The organism is Lactococcus sp. S-13, from assembly GCF_004210295.1.
In the GTDB taxonomy this organism is placed as follows: domain Bacteria; phylum Bacillota; class Bacilli; order Lactobacillales; family Streptococcaceae; genus Lactococcus.
The window spans coordinates 1657599-1681007 of record NZ_SDAK01000001.1 but is presented as its reverse complement, the minus strand read 5'-3'; the positions used below and the strand labels follow the sequence as shown (position 1 = coordinate 1681007).

General features: G+C 38.0%; 17 protein-coding genes and 1 rRNA gene. 4 read left to right on the top strand and 14 right to left on the bottom strand.

What is annotated here, in order from left to right:
- Position 1: 1 nt before the first annotated feature.
- From EQJ87_RS08335 to ychF, 9 genes are all read right to left on the bottom strand, one after another.
- Positions 2–274: an RNA-binding S4 domain-containing protein gene (locus EQJ87_RS08335; protein WP_130124626.1), complete on the bottom strand. Its 273-nt coding sequence runs from the start codon at positions 272–274 to the stop codon at positions 2–4.
- A gap of 181 nt (positions 275–455) precedes the next feature.
- A complete protein-coding gene (gene mfd, locus EQJ87_RS08330) occupies positions 456–3941 on the bottom strand; it encodes a transcription-repair coupling factor (RefSeq protein ID WP_130124160.1) in 3486 nt (1161 codons plus the stop codon).
- Positions 3942–4508 (bottom strand): aminoacyl-tRNA hydrolase, encoded by a 567-nt coding sequence (gene pth / locus EQJ87_RS08325; protein WP_130124159.1) that lies wholly within the window; start codon positions 4506–4508, stop codon positions 3942–3944.
- Positions 4468–4977: a P-loop NTPase family protein gene (locus EQJ87_RS08320; protein WP_223804525.1), complete on the bottom strand. Its 510-nt coding sequence runs from the start codon at positions 4975–4977 to the stop codon at positions 4468–4470. The genes pth and EQJ87_RS08320 overlap by 41 nt, the downstream gene beginning before the upstream one ends.
- A 171-nt stretch (positions 4978–5148) precedes the next feature.
- Entirely contained in the window at positions 5149–6324 is a 1176-nt protein-coding gene (locus EQJ87_RS08315; protein WP_130124158.1) for a pyridoxal phosphate-dependent aminotransferase, read from the bottom strand.
- A gap of 33 nt (positions 6325–6357) precedes the next feature.
- Positions 6358–7143, bottom strand: coding sequence for a carbon-nitrogen family hydrolase (locus EQJ87_RS08310; protein ID WP_130124157.1), 786 nt, complete (start codon positions 7141–7143; stop codon positions 6358–6360).
- A 114-nt stretch (positions 7144–7257) separates the two neighbouring features.
- A complete protein-coding gene (locus tag EQJ87_RS08305; protein WP_130124156.1) occupies positions 7258–7386 on the bottom strand; it encodes a DUF933 domain-containing protein in 129 nt (42 codons plus the stop codon).
- A gap of 39 nt (positions 7387–7425) precedes the next feature.
- Positions 7426–7764 (bottom strand): helix-turn-helix domain-containing protein, encoded by a 339-nt coding sequence (locus EQJ87_RS08300; protein ID WP_130124155.1) that lies wholly within the window; start codon positions 7762–7764, stop codon positions 7426–7428.
- Positions 7765–7889: 125 nt separating this feature from the next.
- Positions 7890–9005 (bottom strand): redox-regulated ATPase YchF, encoded by a 1116-nt coding sequence (gene ychF, locus EQJ87_RS08295; RefSeq protein ID WP_130124154.1) that lies wholly within the window; start codon positions 9003–9005, stop codon positions 7890–7892.
- Between the two features lie 149 nt (positions 9006–9154).
- On the opposite strand from ychF, the gene EQJ87_RS08290 reads away from it, so the two are divergent.
- Together EQJ87_RS08290 and EQJ87_RS08285 are read left to right on the top strand one after the other, a co-directional pair.
- Positions 9155–9631 carry a helix-turn-helix domain-containing protein gene (locus tag EQJ87_RS08290; protein WP_130124153.1) on the top strand — a complete coding sequence of 159 codons (477 nt, stop codon included), beginning with the start codon at positions 9155–9157 and terminating at the stop codon, positions 9629–9631.
- Positions 9632–9816: 185 nt separating this feature from the next.
- Entirely contained in the window at positions 9817–10374 is a 558-nt protein-coding gene (locus tag EQJ87_RS08285) for a helix-turn-helix domain-containing protein (protein WP_130124152.1), read from the top strand.
- 43 nt (positions 10375–10417) lie between these two features.
- Here the strand turns inward: EQJ87_RS08285 and EQJ87_RS08280 are convergent, their stop codons facing one another.
- The 5 genes from EQJ87_RS08280 to dnaA form a co-directional block, all read right to left on the bottom strand.
- Entirely contained in the window at positions 10418–10621 is a 204-nt protein-coding gene (locus tag EQJ87_RS08280; RefSeq protein WP_130124151.1) for a DUF951 domain-containing protein, read from the bottom strand.
- Between the two features lie 36 nt (positions 10622–10657).
- Positions 10658–14266: a helicase-exonuclease AddAB subunit AddA gene (gene addA / locus EQJ87_RS08275; protein WP_130124150.1), complete on the bottom strand. Its 3609-nt coding sequence runs from the start codon at positions 14264–14266 to the stop codon at positions 10658–10660.
- The gene (rexB, locus tag EQJ87_RS08270; protein ID WP_130124149.1) at positions 14259–17558 is read right to left on the bottom strand and encodes an ATP-dependent nuclease subunit B; all 3300 of its coding nucleotides are present in this window, start codon (positions 17556–17558) and stop codon (positions 14259–14261) included. The genes addA and rexB overlap by 8 nt, the downstream gene beginning before the upstream one ends.
- 112 nt (positions 17559–17670) lie before the next feature.
- A complete protein-coding gene (dnaN, locus tag EQJ87_RS08265) occupies positions 17671–18816 on the bottom strand; it encodes a DNA polymerase III subunit beta (RefSeq protein WP_130124148.1) in 1146 nt (381 codons plus the stop codon).
- A 156-nt stretch (positions 18817–18972) separates the two neighbouring features.
- A complete protein-coding gene (dnaA, locus tag EQJ87_RS08260) occupies positions 18973–20337 on the bottom strand; it encodes a chromosomal replication initiator protein DnaA (RefSeq protein ID WP_130124147.1) in 1365 nt (454 codons plus the stop codon).
- Positions 20338–20972: 635 nt separating this feature from the next.
- On the opposite strand from dnaA, the gene EQJ87_RS08255 reads away from it, so the two are divergent.
- Together EQJ87_RS08255 and EQJ87_RS08250 are read left to right on the top strand one after the other, a co-directional pair.
- Entirely contained in the window at positions 20973–21452 is a 480-nt protein-coding gene (locus EQJ87_RS08255; protein WP_130124146.1) for a sigma-70 RNA polymerase sigma factor region 4 domain-containing protein, read from the top strand.
- Between the two features lie 339 nt (positions 21453–21791).
- Positions 21792–23338: ribosomal RNA gene (locus EQJ87_RS08250) — 16S ribosomal RNA — on the top strand.
- Positions 23339–23409: the final 71 nt, after the last annotated feature.

The window sequence follows — 23409 nt, the reverse complement described above, 5'->3', positions numbered from 1 at the left end:
ATTACAGTTCATCCTCAGCTTTGACGCGGGTTTCACTGATAAGCTCGTACATTTTATCAGCATCTTCTTTGCGAGTAAATTCTTTTAACTCAATCACGCGCACTTCAACAATTTTATTTCCAAAGCGAATCTCGATGATATCATTGAATTTTACATCAGAAGATGATTTTGCTAATTTTCCATTGATTTTAATCCGACCTTTGTCGGCAACTTCTTTCGCAACTGGACGACGTTTAATCAAGCGCGAAACTTTTAAAAACTTATCTAATCTCATGGATTGATTATAACATATTTCATTTTGTTTGAAAATGCTTTTAGCTGATAAATCCGTCAGTAAATGCTCTATTTTGTTGAAAGTAAGCCAATCAATTCTTGACCTTTTTACTGACGTAAATTTTTCAAGGGTCAAAAATTGCTGACGAATAGAAAAAATACTGACGAAATCATCAGTATTTTCAATTCTTTTCATGCTCATCACGAATGCCCGACAAACTTTCCACAAAGTTCATGATTTCACTCATCAGCACCACTAAATTTCGTTTTTCGATTTTAAAACGGAAAGTCATTTTGCCATATTTTTCACCAACCGAAGCTTTCATCGTCGTTTCTGCCAGTGCTTTAAAATATTCTTGCGGATCGTACATCGTGTTGGCTGATTTTTCCATCGTGACAACTGCTTCAAAATTTGTCTTCTCGATTTTTTCCACCAAAGCATTATCTGCGAAATGTTTCAAGAGACCAATTTCCAAAAGATAAGCGACTTCATCAGGATATTCACCAAAACGATCGACCAACTCCTCTTGCAATTCTTCATAAATTGCGCGACTATCAATCTGGCGAATTCGTTTGTAAATCTCAATTTTTTGACGCTCATCTGAAATATAATACGCTGGAATGAAGGCATCCAAACCCAAAGAAAGTTCGACATTTGATCGTTTTCTGTGTTTTTGACCTCCAAGTTTTGCCTGAACCGCTTCCTCCAAAAGTTGCGAATACAAATCAAAACCGACAGAATCAATGAAACCAGATTGTTCACTTCCCAAAAGATTTCCGGCACCGCGAATAGAAAGATCGCGCATGGCAATCTTGAATCCTGAGCCCAGCTCTGTAAATCCTTTAATCGCCTCCAGACGCTTTTCCGAGATTTCAGACAATATTTTTTCAGGACGATACATAAAGTAAGCATAGGCCACTCGATTGGAACGGCCCACACGTCCGCGCAATTGATAAAGCTGGGACAAGCCCATCATATCAGCGTTCTCGATGAAGAGTGTATTACTGTTTGGAATATCAACCCCTGTTTCAATAATTGTTGTCGCCACTAGCACATCATAATCACCAGCAATAAAGGCCAGCAAAGTATTTTCCAACTGTACCTCTGTCATTTGACCATGAATAAAACCAATCCGAGCCTCTGGAATTAGCTCTTCCAACTGGGAAACTTTCTGTTCAATCGTGTCAACCCGATTGTAAACATAGTAAACCTGTCCACCGCGCGAAATTTCCCGTAGTACCGCATCACGCACCACACCATAATTGGTTTCCATGACATAGGTCTGCACAGGGTAACGATTAGTAGGAGGGGTTTCAATCACTGACAAATCACGAATCCCCAGCATGGACATATGCAAAGTCCGTGGAATTGGTGTTGCAGTCAATGTCAACACATCAACCTGTGTTTTCAGCTCTTTCAAGCGCTCTTTGTGTTTGACTCCAAAACGTTGCTCTTCATCAATAATCATCAAGCCCAAATCAAAAAATTCCACGTCTTTGGACAGCAAACGATGCGTTCCGATGATTAAATCTACCCGTCCTTTTTTTAATTTTGCTAGAATCTCTGCTTGTTGGGTTTTGGTTTGAAAACGACTGAGTACTTCTACATTGACTCCAAAATTGATAAAACGTTCCGTAAAATTATTAAAATGTTGCTCTGCAAGCACAGTAGTTGGCACGAGAATGGCAACTTGTTTACCATCATTGATTGCTTTGAAAGCCGCCCGCATAGCGACTTCAGTCTTTCCAAATCCAACATCTCCGACCAGTAAACGATCCATTGGGCGTTCTAACTCCATGTCTCGCTTGATTTCATTGATTGATCGAATCTGATCTTGAGTTTCGGCATAAGCGAAGGCGCCATCAAACTCTTCTTGATTGGCATCGTCAGGTGCAAAAGCATAACCTTTCATCGCCTGTCTAGCTGCATAAAGTTTGATTAAATCCTCAGAAATGTCCTCGACTTGTTTGCTGACCGTTGACATGGTTTTGCGCCAGCGCCCATCATTGAGCTTATTGATTTTAGGCGTTTTACCCTCACCTGCGGAATATTTGCTTAGCAAATCAAGATGATCGACAGGCACAGAAATCGTATCACCATTTTGGTATTGAATGGTCAGATAATCCCGGTGCATCCCGCCCACTTCAAGGGTCTGTAAACCAAGATATTTCCCAATCCCATGATTTTTATGGACAACAAAATCTCCCACTGCCAACTCATTGTAATCTTTGAGACGTTCAGCGTTAGTAATATTGAGTCTGCGCGCTTTTTTCTTACGCATTTTTCCAAAAATTTCCTGCTCAGTCATTACAACAAGCTTTTCATCAAGGAAATTAAAGCCATTAGCCAGTTGCAAATCGAGCAAATTCACTTGACCAGCCTGTAAACTTGAGCTGTCAACTTCATGTAAATCTAGTTCTAATTCATGGAGAGATTTTCTTAATTTTTCTGAAGAAACAGCCAATATCACTGTAAAATCTTGTTTTACAAATCGCTCAACCTCAGTATAAAACAACTCCAATTGACCAAAAAATTGTTGCATTGTATGTTGTTTAAAATTATAAAGTTGATCAAATCTGAGATTTCCCAAACCTTTCTGAAAATTTGAGAAAAAAGTTGCTGGTTTGTAATTACGAATTTTAGCCATATTATCAGCTAGATAAGTCTGTCCATCAAAAGCACGACCCATCGTTTTCTCAGACAAAATAAAATCAGCCAATTCCATTTCCAACTTATTGTTGGCGTCGTTGACTTTTTGAAAATCATCAATGAAAAGCTGCACATTTTTAGGAAAATAATTTAAAAGTGATGCTTTTTTACCATAAAAATACTCAGCAAACTTACGTAAGTCTTTGTGGTAATAATGATTTTGTGCTGCAGAAATCACTTCCTCCATATAAGATTTTGCGGATGAATCCGTCAGTGAATTTGTCAAATCCGTCAGCTTTTTAGCTCCTTGATCAAATTCCTTTTCCGTCAAAATAAAGTCACTTGCAGGATAAATTTCCAATTGGTCTAAATGATTAAGCGAGCGCTGGCTTTCAGCATCAAAAGAGCGAATAGCATCGACTTCATCGCCAAAAAACTCCAAACGGATCGGATTTTCAGCTTCCAAAGGATAAATATCAACAATATCTCCTCGCATCGAAAATTCACCTGGTGTCATCACGCGCTGAGTTTTCTCGTAGCCTGCAGCAGACAGCAAGGTCATCAATTGCTTCAAATCGTAGGTATCTCCAGCAGTTAACAACAGATAATTTTCCAAAAAATTCTCGGGACTCGGTAAAAAACTTCGCAAAGCTAAAAAAGGAACCACTAAAAAGCCTGTTGCAGCCTCATCCAACAGGAAATTTAGGGCCTCAAGCCGATAAGCCACACGATCTTTGGAAGCCAAGGCAAATTCCGCATACACATTGTCATCTGAGAAAAATTGATAAACTTTTTCCTCGCCAAGGAGCGTTGATAACTCGTCATACAGCTCATTGGCATGAAATTGACTATCCGTAATAATGATGTACTTGTCAGGGACATTTTCATAAGCATTGGCCATAACCAAACTCTTCGCTGTTCCTGACAGACCTGTCAGCAACGTACGCTCGCGCTTGGAAAAGCCTTGTTGCCATTTTTGCAACTGCCAATTTTGGTCAAAAAATTCAATAATATTCATTTAGTTAAACTTATTCATTGTCTTTGAAAAATCACCCTTTTCGATATAGAATTTCATGGCATCAACTGCCTTGAATATTCCTTCTTGAGCAATTTCTTTATCTGCATTGTCAAACCTTGACAGGACATGGTTGACGACTGTCATCCCATTTTGCGGTCGTCCGATACCAATTTTTACCCGATTAAAATCTTGAGTCCCAACATGAGTAATGACTGATTTGATACCATTTTGTCCACCCGATGAACCTTTTTGGCGCAAACGTACGCGCCCGACCGGCGAATCCAAATCATCATGAATCACCGTCAAATCTGTTGGATCAAGATTATAGTATTTTAAAAGAGGTGCCACTGCTCGACCCGATTCATTCATAAAAGTCAAAGGTTTCACGAGAAACATTTTCTCCCCATTAATAAAAGTCGAACCAACCAAGGACATGAAAGGTTTTTCTTCACGAAACTCTATATCTAATTCTTTAGCTAATAAATCAACCGCCATAAAACCCATATTATGTCGTGTTTTTTCATATTTATCGCCTGGATTTCCCAAGCCAACTATCATTTTTGTCATTGCTTACTTCCTCTATAAATTTCTTAATTTGTCTTTTGCTGCGCAGCACGATAAGATTCGGTTGAGTTTCAATCAAATCCCTACGGTCAATTTTTTGCCAGATGAACATTTGCCTTAGCATCTGTAAACTTGGTTGATAATTAGCGCTTTCCAATCCCAATTTTTGTCTAAAATACCGCTTGATGACTCGATATTTTAAGAAAATTTCCGGCAAATCTAGGAAAATCACACTGTCAACCTCCCTCAACAAGCCTGTAAATTGCTCCCGCAAAGTATCCTCAATGATAAACTTTTCCTGCTGTAAAATCTGCTGGGTCAAGTCTGAAATCTCTTGCTCAGACCGCCTCCTCTTCCCATCGTGAACCACATCATCCAAGGGAAAAACAGAAATTGAAAGCAACTCACCAAGCTGCCTAGCCAAAGTCGATTTTCCAGAACCGACCGTTCCAACGATGTAAATTTTCATCATTTTCTCCACAAATTTACTGCTCAAAAGCCAAAAGGCTGATTTCTAGAAATCAGCGACTTCATTTATTATAACACATCTCGTCAGCGAAAATGTCACTTTTTTACTAACAAAGCTGTCAATAATTTCACAACATTACAAGCCATAATAAAAAAGGCTAAACGCCCTTTTTGATTAAAAAAATCCCAGTGAACCGACTCGTTCGACGGCTTCGATCAAGCGCTCTGGAGAGACCAACAAACCGATTCGCACATAACCTTCACCATATTGCCCAAAACCATTGGCGGCTGCCACAGCCACACCAACTTTATCCAGTAACAAGTCAGAAAAACTTTCGCTGGTGTATCCTTCAGGTACAGGCATGAAGACATAAAATGCACCACCTGGCACCACAGCCTGCCAGCCGATCTTGGCTGCCGCTTCAATAAAAGCATTGCGCCGCGCTTCATAAGTCGCCACCAATTTTGCAATTTCTGCATCGCGCTCAGGTGCTTGAAGAGCAACAATACCCGCCTCCTGCAAAGCTGGAAATATACTCACAAACAGATGATCCTGAATCAGATTCAAAGCCTCAATAATGTCCGCGTTTCCTACAGCAAACCCTAATCGCCAGCCGGCCATATTAAAGGTTTTAGAGTAAGTGTAAAATTCTACACCTACTTCTTTGGCCCCTGGCACTTCCATGAATGAAATCGGCGCTTGCCCATCATAACCGATAGCGCCATAGGCAAAATCCGAAATGATGCCGATCTGATAGCGTTTGGCCCAGATCACCAACTCTTCATAAAATTCCCGTGTGGCCACTGCTCCCGTCGGATTATTGGGGTAATTCAGATAGAGAAACTTAGCACGCTTAGCTGATTCTTCAGGAATAGCTGATAAATCAGGTAAAAATCCATTTTCTTCTAAGAGAGGAAAAGTCTCAAAATCAACCCGGCCCAAAGCAGAGCCAGATAGATAATCTGGATAGCCAGGATCTGGCAGTAGCAGAAGGTCTCCAGGATTCATCAAAGCCCAGGGCAATTCCACCAGACCAATCTTGCTTCCCGCTAAAATCACCACTTCAGATTCAGGATTAAAACTAGTCTTATATTTTTCTTGATAAAACTGACTGGCCGCCACTTTTAAATCATGCCGACCTCGAAAAGGGGAATACTTATGGTTGAGTGGCTTAGCGGTAGCTGCTTGAGCAGCCCTGACAATATATTCTGGGGTTGGCTGATCAGGATTACCCTGTCCTAAGTTAATCACGTCCACACCTTGCTCAATTTTTGCATTGACCTTCAAGACCAAGCTGGCAAAAAATTGTTTAGGTAGTTGTTGCATCAGTTCTGATTCTGAAAATTTCATTTCTTCTCCCTACAGTTTACAGTTCTGTAAACCCTATTTGTAAAGTTCTGGTCTGCGGTCAGCGAATACCGGAATAAATCCCCTTACCTGCTCCACTTGAGCCAATTCTAGCTCAGCCACTTGTAAAGTTTCCTCTTGACCAACATCCAACAAAATTTTTCCCAAGGGATCAATGACCAAGGAATGACCGTTGAAGCGGTTGTTAGGATCTGCTCCCACTCGATTGACCCCCACCACAAAAGCTTGATTTTCAATCGCTCTGGCCTGCAGCAAAATCTTCCACTGCTCAATCCTTTGCTCAGGCCACTCTGCTACCACATAGAGGATTTTCGCTCCTTGTCTCATCTGAGTACGCACCCATTCTGGAAAGCGTAAATCATAACAAATCACACCGGCTGACTTGACCCCAGCCAGGTCAAAGACGTTGTCAACAGAGCCTCTAGACACATATTTTTCTTCGTCCATAGGTCCAAACAGGTGAACCTTGTCATAGTTGCTAAGGATTTGCCCCTCGCAATCAACAATCACCTGACTGTTATAAAACTTGCCCGCTTTGGCTGTGGCAACAGAGCCGCCTACGATGTTAATATGATACTGTTTGGCTAGCTGAGACAGGACTTGCTGACTACGCTGCCCCTGTGGGTCTGCTAATTTTCCTAAGTCACTCAGGGCGTACCCGGTATTCCACATTTCAGGAAAGACTACCACCGCAGCATTTTGCGCAGCAGCTTGCCTGACAAAGTCAGCAATCTTATTAAAATTCTGCTCTAGCTGACCCAAAGCAATATCAATTTGAGCTAAGGCTATTTTTAAAGTCATGAGAACCTCCTACTTTTCTCAGTTTATCGTAATTTTCAGACTTTTATCATAAAAAAAATAAAAATTGAGTTAGAAAAAATTTAACTCAATTTTTATTTAGATAGATTGTCAAGTTTACACATTAAAGCGGGATTCCATAATATCACCATCTTGGCCGACGTAGTCTTTGACTTCTTCACGCAGGAGCCCAGCTTCATGGACGGTTTTTTCAGAACCGTATTTAATTAAGTCCTCATAAGACATCCATAGTGTAAGTAATTTTAAAAATTTTCGACTTTTCTTTTAAAATAGATGGAGAACATACTTCAAGATAAAGAGGAGCGGAATGATTACCGACCAAAAAACAAACATAATCCGGCGGGTAATCGGATCTTTCCACCACAAAAATTGGCTACTTTCTTTTTTCACTTTTTCTTTCATATTGGGGTCACCTTTGAGCAACGTGTCCAAAGACAAATCAAAAATTTCACTTAAGAGAATCAACTGGTCAGTCGTGGGTAGTGTTTTTCCAGTTTCCCATTTAGAGATAGATTGACGTGAAATATGGAGTTGTTTTGCCAAATCTTCTTGACTAAGCTTTTTCAGTTTACGATTTTCTTTGATAAGTTCCGAAATTTCCATGTTGCTTTCCTTTCATGTCATGCCTTAAGCATAACGCTTTTTATCTTGCTCCACAAGCACTTTCAGGTTGCAAAAATGCACCAATCCGGTGCATTTTCAAAATTTATCAGGTTTACACTAAAGCTTTACACATTAAAACGGAACTCCATAATATCTCCATCTTGACCAATATATTCCTTACCTTCTTCACGCAAACGACCAGCTTCACGAACAGCTTTTTCTGAGCCATATTTAAGTAAATCCTCATACGACATCGTTACAGCACGGATAAATCCTTTCTCAAAATCTGTGTGGATGATTCCAGCCATCTGAGGAGCTTTCATTCCTCGTTTGAAGGTCCATGCGCGCACTTCTTTTTCGCCGGCTGTAAAGTAAGTCGCAAGTCCCAGAAGATGATAAGCAGCTCGAGTCAACATATCTACACCAGACTCATGCAGACCAATCGCTTCTAAAAATTCTGCTTTTTCATCATCTTCAAGTTCTGAAATTTCTTCCTCCACGCGTGCAGAAATCACAGCAACCTCTGCATTTTCAGTCGCCGCAAATTCACGAATTTGTTTGACGTACTCAATATTATCAGGCTCACCCACCTCATCTTCAGAAACATTTGCCACATAGAGCACTGGTTTCGTTGTCAATAAGAATAAACTTTTGACAACTTTTGCTTCGTCTTCATCAAACTCGACTGTACGTGCTGATTTTCCATCTTCAAGTACAGGTTTGATTTTTTTCAGTACGTTAAATTCTGCAACCGCCTCTTTATCTTTTGCTGTACGAGCAATCTTTTCAACACGCGCATAGCGTTTATTGACCGATTCCAAGTCTGCCAAGATCAATTCCAAGTTGATGGTTTCAATATCTGCCATTGGATCTACAAAGGCATCTTCACGATTGTTTTCCCGCATAACATTTTCGTCATCAAAAGCACGAACAACGTGGACAATCGCGTCCACTTCACGGATATTGGCTAGGAATTTATTCCCTAAACCTTCACCCCGTGAAGCCCCTTTAACAATTCCTGCAATATCAGTAAACTCAAAAGTAGTTGGAACAGTTTTCTTCGGTTTAATCAACTCAGTCAATTTGTTCAAGCGTTCATCTGGAACTTCAACCATACCAACATTAGGATCAATTGTTGCGAAAGGATAGTTTGCAGCCTCCGCGCCTGCTTTTGTAATTGCGTTAAAAAGTGTTGATTTACCAACATTGGGTAAACCAACGATACCTGCTGTTAAAGCCATTTTTTCTATTTCCTTTATAAATAATCTTGTTTCATTATATCGTAAATCAAAAGAAAAGACAAAAAAACCTTCATTGCAACAGGTTTGTTGCTTGTAATTCATTTGATTTGAGTTAAAATAAAATCAACAAATCGAAATAAGGACACCACATGACTTTTGGAGAAAATTTGCAAAAAGCAAGAATAAAATCACAGTTTACTCAAGAAGAAGTCGCAGAAAAATTATTTGTTACAAGACAAACTGTTTCACGTTGGGAAACTGACCGAACACTTCCAAATATTTACTATCTAAAAGACTTAAGTAATCTCTACAGCTGTACAACGGATGAACTTATCAGAGAACTTGTCACACCTAAACAAAGTAACTTCTTTAAAATAAATCGAGATTATATCCAAGATATGATGAGAATAAATTTTTTCTGGTTCAAGTATCTACAATTCGCTCTTTTCCTCTGGCTTTTTTGCTTATGGGGACTACTCTTGGGAGGAGTAGCTTACTCTATACTCAGTTTTTCTAATGGAGCTACCCTCTTGGAAATTGGCAAATTTACTTTCTTTATTTTTCTTGCCATTCCACTTTACTTTATTAGTCTTTGGACAATCAAAACAATCCGATTAAAAAAATAGCCTGGGTTTACACGTTTACAACCTTTCCACAAAACATCCATTGCACGACAAACAACTTAAAAGCCACAAAATGTTGCTTTCCTTTTACTTAAAATCGCTTGATATTTGATTTTTTTTAGTTGATAATGAGAATGTACACAAAGGGAGTCCAAGACTCCTACCCTCACCTATCAAGGAGATAAAAAATGCTCGGAGAAAATCTACAAAAAGCACGACTTGCCCAAAATTTAACCCAAGAGGAAGTCGCAAAAGAACTTTATTTCAGTCGTCAAGCCATTTCGCGTTGGGAGGCCGGAAAGACAGAACCAAATCTTGAAACATTGATTTCACTAGCCCAAATTTATGACACTGACTTAACTGCATTAACCGAAGGAATCCAACCTCAAAAAAGAAAAAAACACCTCAATCTTTTCGCCGGATTTGGCATCTTGCTCTTTAATTTTGTGCTTGGTGTCTGGCTCATTGTTGCTATTGTACTAGTTCTTGCCGCTGTTTATATGGTTCTTTTAGCCTTACTACTTGCCCCTTTCTTGATGATTTTTGCTACAGCCACACACAACCCTTCGATTACTTTCATCAACGCTACAGGAGCAACGGGTTTTGATTGGTGGTATTGGCTATTGGGGATTGTTGGTTGCTCATTGACTATTCTAGGACTTCCTTATATTTGGAAATTTACAAAACTACTTTATTTTTGGTTAATCAAATATCTCAAATTTAACCTAAAAGCAGTTTACAACTGATACATTCCTTTCATCGCAAAAAAATAAAGCAACTTTTGTTGCTTTATTTTTGTAGTATTTTTTTCAACTTTTTATTAAAATCAAATCTCCCCATCATCACTTCATGGTTGCAATTCGTACATTTTATTCTAATATCTGCCCCTAGACGTACAATTTCCCAAGCATTTGCTTTTTTCCCTGTGGCTTTAATCGTACACGCATGGGGTTTTTTCATTTCTACAATCGACCCAAGTTCGTAATCTTGCATTTTTCTTCCTTCTTCTCTGATAAATTTTTATAAGATTTAATCTAATTTTTCAACAAAAACTTTCGTCGATCCTCCTAATAAAATTAAATATTTGTCAACTTGGGCAATTCCATACGCCTTTCTCAAAGCCTCACTATAAAGTTCCATCTGTTCTTGATAGCGATTCTTTATTTCAGCGATATCCGAAATTTTTGTAAATCGGTCTGTCTTATAATCAAATAAAACAATTCGATCTTCTAAGCGAATGAATCCATCACAAATCCCCCGAACAATGTATTGCTCACCCGCCAAATCATCCGTTCTCAACATTGAAAAAGGGGCCTCTTTTACTGTCTTATTGACGTTATCGATTAACAATTGACCAAAGTCTGTGTCAAATAAAGTCAAGATTTTTTCAAGATCAATCTGTCGTTTCAACTTTTCATCAAATCCCATCTCATCAAGGGTTCTTTGAAAGTTGACCAAATTTACTCGAGAAAAATCTGCATATTGCATGAAACTATGAATTGCAGAACCAATTTTTGCTGCTGTAATTTTTTTTGATTCAAAGTCAGAAAAATCCAGATTTTTTACTCGGACAAATTCACTAATGGGTTGAATATTACCAACTTCAAGTTGTTTTTCATAGCTCCGTTTTTTCACTTGACTTGGAGTTTGAATACTTGCAAGCTCCGTGGCTGCTTGATGGGGGTACTCGTAGGTCATTATTTTCTGAGCATTTTTTATTTCTTCAGAAAAAGCCATAATATTATCAAATTTAGCTGAGTCTTCGACAAGTTTTTTGAAGTTAGGTTGGCTTGAAAATCCCTTTTGTTGCTGTTGTAAATCCTCTTTTGTATAAATATTCATCTTCATAGGGAGCGATGTTGTTGCTTGTAGAGCCAACAACCAATGTTGAAATCCTTTGCTCGATTTTCGAAACTTATCACTAAGAACATTCTGTTCTAGTACAGCTGTTTCGTAATAATCAAGTGCCTGTTTTTTATCGGTTTCTTTGATTTTTCCTACAAGGTATAACTTTCTCTTAGCCCTTGTAAATGCAACATATAAAACCCTCATTTCCTCTGAAAGTCCTGCATTTTGTTTTAATTCTTTATTGACTGTATAAGGGAGGGTTTCCATTTTTACTAAAGCATAGGGAAATTCTGTATCTACTTCAGGCTCTCCTTTTAGATCTGCAAGATACTTCATTCCTAAGCCATTTTCACGGCTTAGAATAACATTTCCTTTTAAGTCGCGTTCATTGAACCGAGATTGTAAATTCATTAGGAAAACATAATCAAATTCTAGTCCTTTTGATTTATGGAAGGTCATCACACGTACAGCATTTTGTGGTAGTTTAATATTAACTGAAGCTAAATCATTATTTTGCTCCATAAACTTATTAATGAGACGAATAAATTTAAATAAACCTTTATAACCTGAGTTTTCGTAAACTTCTGCCCGGATAGATAAAGCTTGCAGATTAGCTTGACGCATCTCTCCATTTTTTAAGGCACCCACATAATCAAAATAATAGGTTTCTATATAAATTTTCCACAGCAATTCATGGATTGAAATTTGATTGACAAGTTTACGCCAACCTGTAAACTTCCGATAGAAATTGAGCAGTTTTTTCTGAAGTGATGAGTCAATAAGCTCTGGATTTGCTCCATTTTTTTCCACTGAAAGTTGAACTTTATCCCAAAAACGTGTATCACGAGTAGCTTGCAAACTTATTTTGGTCAACTCATCTTCATTAAAACTGAATAAAGGTGAGCGTAACAATGCAACTAAAGACAGGTCATACAATGGATTATCAATTGCTCGCAAAACATCTAGCATGACTAAAACTTCCATTGATTTTAAGAAATCAACGCGCCCTTCGTCCAGAACAACTGGGATATCGTAACTTAGTAAAACATCTTCAATTTTATTATTATTTGATTTTGAACGAACTAAAATTGCGATATCTTTCGGTTCAACTCCTGAGGCGATTAAACTTTTTATTTCTTGCGCCGCACCTTTAATTTCACCATCTGAGATATTTTCTTCGGATTCATCATTCAACTCATCATCTGCATTTTCTTTATATAACAGTAATTCTGGATAGTATTCCTTGTCCAACTCACTGGGATAATCGGTAGTGTTTCCTTGGACAAGCGCTTCTTCTTTGCCGTAAACCATCTCCCCTAGCTTCTCATTCATCAAATGTTTGAAAACATCATTAGTAAAAGTCAAAACCTCACCACGCGAGCGAAAATTTTCTTTTAAGCGAATAAGTTGATTAGGATTTTGAGCTTCATTATAAGTTTTATATTTTTCTAAAAACAAGCCCGGATCAGCCAGACGAAAGCCATAAATTGACTGTTTAATATCACCTACCATAAATAGATTATATCCGTTAGAAAGTAACTCCAACATCCGTTCTTGTGTATGGCTTGTATCTTGATACTCATCAATCATAATTTCGTTATAGTGCTCGCGTAAATTTTCTCGAATATCTGGATTTTCTTCCAAAATTTCAATCGCAAAATGAGCAATATCCGAGTATTCGAAAGCATTTTCGAGACGTTTTCGCTCTAAGTAAGTCTTATAAAACTGAATAACAAATTTCTGTAAGTTTTTTGCAACTTCTAAAGCTTGATTTTGATATTTTTCAATCACTTGTCCATGTTTAACTTTATTGACAAATTGACGAATTTCTCCTGGTTTACTTTTAGAACCTACTAGTTCTTGCTTTTGAGCTGAAAATTCTTTTTTCAATGCTGAAATCGTTTCGTCTTTTGATGAACCTACACGGATATCCGTATCTAATGTCAAAAAAAGTTCAGAGAAACTTGTAAAATTTTTCGTGCTTAGTGCTTCTAAAAGCTCTTTTTTATTATCTAAGATAATATTTGCCTTATCTCGACCTGCTCCTTTTTTAGCAATAACATCATTAGTTAGAGAACGCTCTAGAAGTTCAAAAAAATCCAATAAATTTTCTTTACCGTTTTCTGTAAAACTTGGTGATAAATCACTCAAGGAGCGATAAGTTTCAAAACCTTTCAAGAACTGATTTTCTAACCATTTTAACGGATTTTCTGTCGCCGATGCAAATCTGTAAACACTGTACACTACATCTTGAAACCCTGAAATGTTGCGATCTTTAGAGAAGTTCTTAATCAACTGCTCAAATGATTTTTTATCGATGTTTACTTCTTCTGAATTAGACAAATATTCTTCAACTAAAGTCTCAAATACTTCCTGCTTAATCAAATCACTTTCGGTTTGATCCGCTAAAATTCGAAAATTTGGATCAATATTGACACGGTTAAAATGCATTTTGGTAAGTTTTTGAGTAAAACTGTCCATTGTTCCGATGTCTGCATTTGACAAATTCTGTAAAGCAAGTGTCAATTTATAACGCTCTTCGTTGTCAAAACTGTTTTTTCTAGCCTTTTTCAAATCTCTTTCTAGACGCATTCGCAGCTCACTCGCTGCTTTTTTTGTAAAGGTTGAGATGAAAAGCCGATCAATTTCAACTCCTTTTTTTACCTTCTCAACAATTCTCTGCGCCATGACAAAGGTTTTTCCTGATCCTGCACTGGCGGAAACTAAAATATTTTTCCCAGAACTATAAATTGCCTCTTCTTGTTCTGGTGTTAGTTTGATTTCACTCATCTCCCTTATCCCCTTTTAGTTCTGCTAAAATTTCTGCATGTGATTTTTGACCGATTTCACGGCTGTAGTCGTTCATGTGTACATTTGCTTCAAAACGACAAATTGATTTTAGTGGACAATAGCGACAGCCTTTTACATTTCCTGATTTATCAATCCCATCGGAGCGCTTCATGACCGGATTGATGGCAATTTTTCCCGATTTTAGTCGCTCGCCTGCTGAGCGATAATGATGGGCGTTCATCTGTAAAAGTGCTTCAAATTCATCTTCGGCATAAATATCGTTTTTCTTGACGGCAATGCTATCAATTGATTTAATTTCATCAACTGCCTCTGACAAAAGCAAACCTTCATAGCGCATCGATTGATTTAAAAGATTTGAAATTTCTGAAAGTTGGTTGATTTCACTTAAATTGATTGGTTGATTTTTGAATTGTAAATAGAGCGCACCCCATATTTTTTGTTGGGGAAAAGCCTGTTTGAGAACGTCCAGATAAGTCAAAAATTGCAAACTTAATCCGTCATAAGCGTCTTGTAATTTAAAAGCATGAGCACTAGACTTGTAATCAACTGCTCCTAAGCGCTCAGAAACAAGCTGATCAACTCGGTCAATTTGGCCTCGTAAGTAGATATCATCTACTGAAAAATTTCCTAGCTCACTTTGAGGAAGTCCAAAACTACTTTCCGTCAATAAAGTTTTTATTTTATTGGTGGAAACTGTTTTTTTCAACATAATTGCTGTTTGTTTAACAATTTCTTCAAGATTACTCCAAGTGAAGCGAGCTGTTGCATCTTGAGTGAAATAGCGAGCATAGTTTTTGTCAACCTCGTGTAAAACATCTGTCAACTTTTTATCAAAGTTTTCTGCTGATATTTCTGGTGCTTGCATGATTTTTTCAAAGACTTCATGGAAGAAATTTCCAACAATTTTTGAGTTAATATCAATGTTTTCAAAAGTTTCAAGGCCTAAGGTATTTTCTAAGAAATATTGATATTCGCAGTTATAAAAACGCTCAAAACTGCTGACAGAGGCATAGATTTTATCTTCATAAACGTGCTTTAAAGTTTCTTTAGAAAGCCCAACCGTTTCAATATCTTTATCCAAATCCATAAGGATTTTTTGAAAATCTGGGTTATTTTTGACAAGTAAACGAAAAAGACTAGACCAAAAAGTACGCTTGTCCTCATCTTCAGACTCGTTTTCTGCAAGTTCTCGTTCAATTTTTCCAATCATAGAAATGACCGCACGACTATTTCCAACGTGTTCTAAACTTTCTTGAGCATTCGCGCTGCGAACTTTTTTGAGAATTTTTTCATCAGAATGACTGGTAAAAAGTTGGAAAATTGGTGAAAGTTCGCCTTGTTCATTTCCCATAATCTGTGGCATAGATAAGACTAATGATTTTGTTGCAGAATTGATGAGTGAAAGGACTGTAAACATATTTTTATGATAGTTGACAACATTGAGCTGCTCAATAAATTGATGTTCAGAAGTTTTTTCATTGATTTCTAACCGCTCAGCATCTGACAAAAGTGTTGAATTCTTTTTGATACGTGGAAAATTGGTTTGACTCAATCCAATGGCGTAAATATATTGATTAGTTTGAGGTTCGACGAGTTCGTAGTCTTTAACATTTACGACGTCAACATTCGCTGGAATTTGACGATATTTTGCTGCTTTCATTCCTGCTAATAGAATGTCCAAAAATTCAAGAACTTTCATTTTTTCGTCCGAAAATACTGACGTAAATTCTGTCAACACCGATAGAAGCATTTTCCAAACTTGTTCATGTTGGTCAGCAATTTTATGGTTTCCTTCTTGCTCCGCTTCTGAAAAATAACGATTCATATTCGTCATTATATTTCCATTTTCAAGAAGAATTTTTAAATCAGAAACCCATTTTTTTCCTGTTTTTTGTACATTTTTGGTTAAGAATTCTTGTAAAGGGGAGTTGTTTCCTAATAAATTTTCCCGCAAATTATTTACAGAATCAAGCTGTGAAAACTCCTCTTCAATAAAAGTTTCAGTAAATTTTTTTCGACCTGATATTTTAAATCTTTGCACATAATATTCAAAGTAATCAATAGTTTCATCAGCAAAGTTTACATCAGTGTAAACCTTACTTTTCAATAAATTCACCACATCATCTGTGCGATAGTTACTTTTTTTTATTGCGTAGACACTCTCAAAAAAGACGATTAATGGATGCTGACTCATTGCCTCTTCTTGGGCGTAGAAAAATGGAATTTCATAAAGATTGAAGATTTCTTTCAAAGTAATCTCATATGCTTTAGTATCACCAACTAACACTGTGAAATCTTTAAAGTGAACTCCTTGGCTGATTTTTTGTCGAATTTCTTTGGCTACTCGTTCAATCTCAGCGGTTTGATTCTCCGCTTCCCATATTTGAAAATTTTTTTCCTCATGGTCTTCTAGTTTTATTGGCTGATCACTCAATACAAAACGTGTATCTTGATCAATCAATTGTGTCAACTTGTTGTAAACTTCGTTGACAAACCCGTCAGTGAATTTTACAATTTTTGCACCAAATTTTTCTTTAAATCTTGCAATCATCTGCGCAGCATTAGCATAAATGCTTTCTGATAAGCCCGTCAGTGAATTTTCGTCAGCGTAAGTTCCAATAACTAGGCGTCCCACACGCTTTTGCACAACTGAAATGAACAATTCTTCCTCTGCTGAAAAACGCGTATAACCATCAATAATGATAACCGCCTCTTTGAGCTGCTCATCAAATTCTCCTTGCTCAACTCGTGTTGTAAAATCACCGAACTCTGAAAAATTTGCATAGTCAGCAGATAGATATTCTTCAAATCTTGAAAATATCTTTTTTAATTCTTGATTTTTAGGGTTATTTGGTAAATCTTCTGCGCTCAAATTGGCAGTCAACAATTCTGCTCGCAGTTGAATCAACATTTCTAAAAATCCCGCAGAATTTTGTTGGGCAAAATAAAGAGGGAGTTCTTCTTTGGAAAAACTTCTCAAAATCCGACGAAAAAGCATAGCAAGTCCGACAGAGCCCAACTCAACCTTTTCTGTTGCTTTTTCTCTCTTGTCAAAATAATAGGGGAGCTGTTTGAACCTTGTCACAAGCAAGTCAAAAACAGCCGTGTCCTGACCGGCACCAATCCGTTCTAAAATTTCTTTTTCCTTTTCAAAAGACATTGATGAAGGAACAATATAATAGATTTTTCGCTTCGCAGCAAGTTCTTCCAGCACAATCTCTAAAAGTCCTGCTGTCAAATCTTGTGTGATTTCAGTATATAAAATTTCCATAAAAAATAGACCTAACTTTCGTTAAGTCCATTATATCAAAATCTTATTTTTTAGTTCATTAGTAAATTCGTCAGTAAAATCTCTCACTGACCAACTTTTCGTCAGTAATTTCTCAATTTGTACGTACTGGCGTAATCAATTGCACAAAGCCAATTTCTTCATTACGAGGTTGCAAAGTAAAAGGACGCACATTAGAAATAAAGCGCACGCGCACTTCAGGCGCTTTGATTACTTTTAAAGCATCAATCAAATACTCAGGGTTGAAACTAATTGATAAATCACTACCTTCTTTTGACAAAGCTGTCAATTCTTCATGAACAGAACCAACCTCTGGTGAATTAGCTGTTGTTACCACAGAATCACCAGAAACAGTCAATTTAACCGTTCCGTTCGTTGTCATCACGGTCAAGAGGCGTGCACGATCCATTGTATGACGCAACTCTGCAGCATCAAAAACTAGATCCAAAGTATAATCTGTTTCTTTAGGAATCAACCGATTGGTATCAGGGTAAGCTCCTTCAATCAAGCGGCTATAATAACTAATTGTTTCATTTTGGAACAACATTTGGCTTCCGCTAATGAAAATTTCAATTTCTTGTTCGTCATTAGTGAAAACATTTTTAAAACTATTGATTGATTTGCTTGGCAAAATCACATCAAATTTCAAGTCTGTCGGATTTTCTAATGCAAGCAAGCGTTGGCTCATTCGATGTGAGTCCGTTGCAACAGCTTTTAATTCACCTGTTGCCAAAGTTTCCAAATGAACCCCTGTAAAAATCGGACGATTTTCCTGAGTACTTACCGCAAAGACAGTCTCTGTAAAAATTTCCTTGAGTGCCTTAACTTTCATTTTTAAAGAAGCGCCTTGCGAAATTTCTTGCAAGTGCGGATACATTTCAGAATCCAAACCTTTCAAAGTAATTTCAGACTTGCCAGAAGTCAAAAGCACTTGTTTTTGTTCTTTTTCAATAAATTCCAAAGTGACCTCTGGTAATTGGCTAACAACATTCTCAAAGAATCCAGCTTCCAATAAGACAGAACCAGTGCCAGAAATAAGCATGCTCGCATCTTTATTATCAGCAGGTAAAAAGTTCTTTATTGAAATTTGACCATTTGAACCAATTAAAGTAATTCCTTTTTCTTCAACTTCAATTTTTAGCTTTGTCAAAGCAGGAATAGTCACTTTTGTTCCAATAGCTTGTTTTGTAATTCTTAAAGCATTTTGAAAAGCATTTTTATTAATTGAAAATTTAATCATGAGTCTCCTTTATTATTTCTTTTTATAAATATAATAGTAATAGTAGTAGGTCCTGTGGATAATCTGCATAAGACAAATCAACCCAGAAACACAAGGTTTTTCCCTGTGGATAATTAAAGAATAAAGCTTTTATAAGTCCTGTACTTTTCCACAAGTTTAAAATTTACGTTTAATGCTATCAATGTCTTTTTGGACATCCATATCATTTTTCATTTTATCTGAAATTTGTCTGTAAGCATACATCACGGTTGTATGATCACGACCTCCAAAGGCATTTCCAATTGCAGGCAAACTTGTCCCTAAGAGTTCCCGGACGAGATACATTGCAATTTGTCGTGGGAAGGCAATTTCCTTAGGACGTTTAGGTCCCACCAAGTCAGAAAATGAAATGTGATAATAGTTTGCTACTTCATCTTGAATTTTTTTAATGGTCAAGTTAGATAAAGACTGTTGCACCGCATTTTTCAAAGAACGTAAAGCTTGACTGGCTGTTTCAATATCGACTACTGCAATTCCATTAGCACGAGCAACAAATTCAACTCGATTTAAAGCCCCTTCGAGCTCACGGACGTTAGAATCAATTTGCCCAGCAATATAAGAGAGGGTTTCACTTGGAAATTCTAAGTTACTTGACTCAGATTTTATCAAAAGAATGGCCATCCGTGTTTCATAGTCAGGAGCTGTAATATCAGTGGTTAAGCCCCAAGAGAAACGTGAAACCAGCCGATCTTCCAGATTATTCAATTCCTGCGGGATACGGTCAGAAGTCAAAACAATCTGTGAACCTTTGTCATAGAGCGCGTTGAAGGTATTGAAAAACTCATTTTTAGTTCCTTCTTTATCACTAAAAAATTGAACATCATCCAATAGAAGCAAATCCAAATTTCGATAAGTGTTTTCGAAATTCTCCATCTGGTTTTTACGGGTTGCATTGACGTAGTCATTAACAAAGTTTTCAGATGAGACATATTTGATTCGCGCTGTTGGATTATCCGTCAAAATTTGATTACCAATCGCGTGCATCAAGTGAGTTTTACCTAAACCGGCGCCACCATAGATAAACAAAGGATTGTAGGTATCACCAGGTTTATCAGCTACCGCAATCGCAGCAGCTAAAGTCCAACGGTTACCAGGACCTTGCACAAAATTTTCGAAATTATATTTTTCGTTAAGACCGCTCACTAAAGGAGAAGCAGCTTTATTTTTAGTAACGGGTTCTTCAGTTGGTGCTTGATTATTCAAACGTCGAAGCTCAAGTTCTGTTAATTCATCATTAGCGTAAAGCTCATAATCAACCAACCGTCCAAAAACCTCAAATCCCGCTGTTGTAATTAAATCAGATTGTTTCTTCCAATAATCTTTTTTCATTCCACTGTCAAGCAAGATATTAGCAGTGTCTTGTTCGACGGACATCAATTGAGCGGGTTCAATAAAAAAATCATAAGCTTGTTTGCCAATACTCTGTTTGGCGAGTTCTGTTACCCGAGCCCAAAATTTTTGATTTTCATTAAGGGATGCCATGTTACTCCTTTGCTTTTAGTTTGTTGATAACTCATTATATCATTTCAACTCATATTTTTCCACAGTCTGTTAAAATTACATAAAGAAAGTTTTCCACCGCTTTAAAAAGTTACTAACATTTCTGTGGAAAGTGTGAACAATTATATTTATCCACAAGAATCAACGAGGTAAAACAGGTGATTTCGAGCTTATCCACAACAAAGAAAAACGAAGAAAAATGGCAAAAAATCCTGTGGATAAAAAATAATTGGTGAAAAAAGCATCACAGCTTTTAGACAGAATTTTCAAGGATTGTGAACAATAAATAAAAATTAAAATTAAAAAGCTAAACACCGCCGAATGGATTACTAGATTTTTTTTGAAAAATTATTAGTTTCTACTATATAAATGCGAGAATAAAAGTATTTTTTGATTGAAATAGTTTTTTCATATCATTAGTAAAAAAGAAAATAAGGTTATATAATGAAAGAACAAAAAGTGAGGTAAACAAATAGGAGTTGAAAGGACAACTAATATGAGAAAACCTTTGGCGCAACAGAGACTCCATTTGTCTAATGTAAGAAAAACCTCACATCCACCATCCTGCTTTATTTTTATGATGTCAAATTAAAAATAAAGATTAGGAGACTTAAAATATGGAAAACGATGAAATTTTTGTAAAACTATTTGAAGAAGTAAAACCAATCATTTTTAAGCAAATGAAGCAGCTTCGTGTAAGTGCTTGGGAATATGAAGATTATTTTCAAGAAGGAATGATTACCCTATATGAGTTGCTTCAAAAATTGGAGAATCTCGAAAAAATTCATTTAAAGTTCAAGGTTCAATATCATCAGCGCCTAATTGATGAAATCCGTCATTCCCGTGCTAAAAAAAGAGGATTTGATCGCTTTGAGGGCTTGGATATTTATGAATGCTCAGATTGGATTGCCTCTACAGAGGAAACACCTGAAGGGGAACTAGTCTTCAATCACCTACTTAGTGAAGTATATGAGAAACTTACTCCTCATTACCAGGAACTTTTACTTCGTCAAATGCGCGGAGAGGAACTTACACGCATGGAACGCTATCGTTTGAGAGAAAAAATCAAGAGTATCTTATTTGATGATGAAGACTAAAAGGAAATAGAAAAGCTTTTCCCTTGTTTTGGGAAAAGTTTTTTTATACCTCCTAAATAGTATGATAACTGAGTCATGGTAAGGAAGAAAAGGGATACAGGCGAGGTTAAAAAGCGAACAAAACTAAAAAAAAGTGAGAAGGAATACAGTTAATCCTTGACAAAGGGAGGGGGGTTTGATAGAATATAATAGTTGTCGCAAGAGACGAGGGTCTTGAAGCGAGCTAGACCATTGAAAACTGAATAAAGAAGAATGACTCATGTGATGTCGAAAGACATCAAAAAATCTGTCAATCAATAATGAAAGACAAGCCAGTCACATTAGTGTGACTTAAATACTTTATTTGAGAGTTTGATCCTGGCTCAGGACGAACGCTGGCGGCGTGCCTAATACATGCAAGTTGAGCGATGCGGTTTGGTGCTTGCACTAAACCAAAGAGCAGCGAACGGGTGAGTAACGCGTGGGAAATCTGCCTTTGAGCGGGGGACAACATTTGGAAACGAATGCTAATACCGCATAACAGCTAGGGACACATGTTCTAAGCTTGAAAGAAACAATTGTTTCACTCAAAGATGATCCCGCGTTGTATTAGCTAGTTGGTGAGGTAAAGGCTCACCAAGGCGATGATACATAGCCGACCTGAGAGGGTGATCGGCCACATTGGGACTGAGACACGGCCCAAACTCCTACGGGAGGCAGCAGTAGGGAATCTTCGGCAATGGACGAAAGTCTGACCGAGCAACGCCGCGTGAGTGAAGAAGGTTTTCGGATCGTAAAACTCTGTTGTGAGAGAAGAACGACGAGGAGAGTGGAAAGCTCCTCGTGTGACGGTATCTCACCAGAAAGGGACGGCTAACTACGTGCCAGCAGCCGCGGTAATACGTAGGTCCCGAGCGTTGTCCGGATTTATTGGGCGTAAAGCGAGCGCAGGTGGTTTATTAAGTCTGGTGTAAAAGGCAGTGGCTCAACCATTGTATGCATTGGAAACTGGTAGACTTGAGTGCAGGAGAGGAGAGTGGAATTCCATGTGTAGCGGTGAAATGCGTAGATATATGGAGGAACACCGGTGGCGAAAGCGGCTCTCTGGCCTGTAACTGACACTGAGGCTCGAAAGCGTGGGGAGCAAACAGGATTAGATACCCTGGTAGTCCACGCCGTAAACGATGAGTGCTAGATGTAGGGAGCTATAAGTTCTCTGTATCGCAGCTAACGCAATAAGCACTCCGCCTGGGGAGTACGACCGCAAGGTTGAAACTCAAAGGAATTGACGGGGGCCCGCACAAGCGGTGGAGCATGTGGTTTAATTCGAAGCAACGCGAAGAACCTTACCAGGTCTTGACATACTCGTGCTATTCCTAGAGATAGGAAGTTCCTTCGGGACACGGGATACAGGTGGTGCATGGTTGTCGTCAGCTCGTGTCGTGAGATGTTGGGTTAAGTCCCGCAACGAGCGCAACCCCTATTGTTAGTTGCCATCATTAAGTTGGGCACTCTAACGAGACTGCCGGTGATAAACCGGAGGAAGGTGGGGATGACGTCAAATCATCATGCCCCTTATGACCTGGGCTACACACGTGCTACAATGGATGGTACAACGAGTCGCGAGACAGTGATGTTTAGCTAATCTCTTAAAACCATTCTCAGTTCGGATTGTAGGCTGCAACTCGCCTACATGAAGTCGGAATCGCTAGTAATCGCGGATCAGCACGCCGCGGTGAATACGTTCCCGGGCCTTGTACACACCGCCCGTCACACCACGGGAGTTGGGAGTACCCGAAGTTGGTTGCCTAACCGCAAGGAGGGCGCTACCTAAGGTAAGACCGATGACTGGGGTGAAGTCGTAACAAGGTAGCCGTATCGGAAGGTGCGGCTGGATCACCTCCTTTCTAAGGAATATATACAAAGACGTGAGCATTCAACTTTATTCAGTTTTGAGGGGTTTAGTAGAAAACCTATA

What these genes read in the sequence shown, in the direction of transcription:
- EQJ87_RS08335 (WP_130124626.1), bottom strand. Translation starts at nt 274, where the DNA reads ATGAGATTAGATAAGTTTTTAAAAGTTTCGCGCTTGATTAAACGTCGT.
- mfd (WP_130124160.1), bottom strand. Translation starts at nt 3,941, where the DNA reads ATGAATATTATTGAATTTTTTGACCAAAATTGGCAGTTGCAAAAATGG.
- pth (WP_130124159.1), bottom strand. Translation starts at nt 4,508, where the DNA reads ATGACAAAAATGATAGTTGGCTTGGGAAATCCAGGCGATAAATATGAA.
- EQJ87_RS08320 (WP_223804525.1), bottom strand. Translation starts at nt 4,977, where the DNA reads ATGATGAAAATTTACATCGTTGGAACGGTCGGTTCTGGAAAATCGACT.
- EQJ87_RS08315 (WP_130124158.1), bottom strand. Translation starts at nt 6,324, where the DNA reads ATGAAATTTTCAGAATCAGAACTGATGCAACAACTACCTAAACAATTT.
- EQJ87_RS08310 (WP_130124157.1), bottom strand. Translation starts at nt 7,143, where the DNA reads ATGACTTTAAAAATAGCCTTAGCTCAAATTGATATTGCTTTGGGTCAG.
- EQJ87_RS08305 (WP_130124156.1), bottom strand. Translation starts at nt 7,386, where the DNA reads ATGTCTTATGAGGACTTAATTAAATACGGTTCTGAAAAAACCGTCCAT.
- EQJ87_RS08300 (WP_130124155.1), bottom strand. Translation starts at nt 7,764, where the DNA reads ATGGAAATTTCGGAACTTATCAAAGAAAATCGTAAACTGAAAAAGCTT.
- ychF (WP_130124154.1), bottom strand. Translation starts at nt 9,005, where the DNA reads ATGGCTTTAACAGCAGGTATCGTTGGTTTACCCAATGTTGGTAAATCA.
- EQJ87_RS08290 (WP_130124153.1), top strand. Translation starts at nt 9,155, where the DNA reads ATGACTTTTGGAGAAAATTTGCAAAAAGCAAGAATAAAATCACAGTTT.
- EQJ87_RS08285 (WP_130124152.1), top strand. Translation starts at nt 9,817, where the DNA reads ATGCTCGGAGAAAATCTACAAAAAGCACGACTTGCCCAAAATTTAACC.
- EQJ87_RS08280 (WP_130124151.1), bottom strand. Translation starts at nt 10,621, where the DNA reads ATGCAAGATTACGAACTTGGGTCGATTGTAGAAATGAAAAAACCCCAT.
- addA (WP_130124150.1), bottom strand. Translation starts at nt 14,266, where the DNA reads ATGAGTGAAATCAAACTAACACCAGAACAAGAAGAGGCAATTTATAGT.
- rexB (WP_130124149.1), bottom strand. Translation starts at nt 17,558, where the DNA reads ATGGAAATTTTATATACTGAAATCACACAAGATTTGACAGCAGGACTT.
- dnaN (WP_130124148.1), bottom strand. Translation starts at nt 18,816, where the DNA reads ATGATTAAATTTTCAATTAATAAAAATGCTTTTCAAAATGCTTTAAGA.
- dnaA (WP_130124147.1), bottom strand. Translation starts at nt 20,337, where the DNA reads ATGGCATCCCTTAATGAAAATCAAAAATTTTGGGCTCGGGTAACAGAA.
- EQJ87_RS08255 (WP_130124146.1), top strand. Translation starts at nt 20,973, where the DNA reads ATGGAAAACGATGAAATTTTTGTAAAACTATTTGAAGAAGTAAAACCA.